Source organism: Rhodococcus sp. P3_B8, from assembly GCF_056402775.1.
Genome location: NZ_JBFUGT010000633.1, coordinates 1 through 1,307, shown reverse-complemented (window position 1 = coordinate 1,307; position 1,307 = coordinate 1). Strand labels below are relative to the sequence as shown.

Annotated in this window: 1 protein-coding gene and 2 pseudogenes; all 3 read left to right on the top strand. The window is 68.6% G+C overall.

Annotation, left to right across the window (positions count from 1 at the left end):
• The coding region (locus tag AC1D1G_RS45320; RefSeq protein WP_477956955.1) for a 3-oxoacyl-[acyl-carrier-protein] synthase III C-terminal domain-containing protein at positions 1-259 on the top strand (259 nt) is incomplete at its 5' end.
• A gap of 103 nt (positions 260-362) precedes the next feature.
• Positions 363-590: pseudogene (locus tag AC1D1G_RS45315) on the top strand (putative PEP-binding protein); the annotation flags it as partial.
• A 250-nt stretch (positions 591-840) separates the two neighbouring features.
• Positions 841-1,020: pseudogene (locus tag AC1D1G_RS45310) on the top strand (PfkB family carbohydrate kinase); the annotation flags it as partial.
• Positions 1,021-1,307: the final 287 nt, after the last annotated feature.

The following is a 1,307-nucleotide window of genomic DNA, read 5'->3' as shown; positions in this document are numbered from 1 at the left end:
ATCCTCCCTCGACCTCGCCGATGTCGATTTGATCGTGGCCGCTCCCGCCCGGCGGAAGTTCCGCGCGACGCTCGCCGAGCACCTGGGCGTCCCCGTGCCGCGGATCGTGGTCGCGGATGACGAACGGATGCATACCGCGTCCCTCGTGGCAGCCCTGGACCGCCGGACGGGTGGCATCCCGGCCGGGAATCGAGTCCTGATCATCGCCGTGGGTGCGGGGGTCACCGCCGGCGCCGCGCTGTACAGGGAACACCCCTGACACCGGAAGCGGTCAGGTCCTTCCCACCGCACTGGAACCGAAGGGCTCCCGGGGCCGGGACACCACTTCGACACGGCGGGGTACCGCTTCAGCGTGGTCGTGCAGCTTCGGTACTGGCGGCCTCACTCAGCTCGTTCTCGGAGTCGATCGGGATTCCGAGATCTGCCGGGATCTGTTCGACACCATGGACCCCGCCGTGCTCGACGCCATCGACGTCATCATCGAGCGTGCCACCCGCGCGGGCCTCACCACCTCCCTGTGCGGGCAGGCGGTGTCGACCAATCCCGCTCTCGCGGAACATCTCGTACGTAACGGCATCACGTCGGTGTCCGGGTCTGCAGTACCGATTCGTCCTGCCGGGACCGACAGTGACCGCGAGGGAACAGATGGCCTGTCTCGACCTCGTCACCGAGGTCGCGTCAGGGGCCGACTACGTGGCCAGCAGGTGGCGGACGTCGTAGGCGAGCTCGGTGCGCGAGTGATCGTGGATACTTCCGGTCCGGCCCTGAGACAGCTTCGGGGGCGGGGTCTTTCTCGTCAAACCCAGCATTCGCGAACTTCGGGACTGGACGGGGCGGGAGTTGTTTGTGATCGACGACCAGGTGGCTGCGGCTCGGGAGGTCATCGACCGGGGGGTCTGTGAGGTCGTGGTCCTCTCCCTCGGTGCCGAAGGCGCCCTGCTGGTCACGCGGGACCGCGACGAGTATTTCCCGTCGGTCGAAGTCCCCGTGGTCAGCGGTGTCGGAGCGGGCGACAGCATGGTCGCCGGTGTGGTGGGTGGCCTGGCGTGCGGTCGGTCGTTGAGCGACTCGGTACGGCGTCGCGGCGGGGGCGGCGATGCTGCAGGCACCCGGCACCGCCCTGTGCTGGCGAGCCGACGTCGAGCGGTTCTACGCCCTGCTCACCGACGGATCCGCTGCCGGCACCACCGTCGGATAGTCACGCGTGTGCCACACGACCATCGGCAGTCACAGTGTCGGTGCCACCGGGACCGGGACGGTGCACGGTGACGGTTCGCTCATCGGGTTCCTCCTCGGCGGTCCCCATC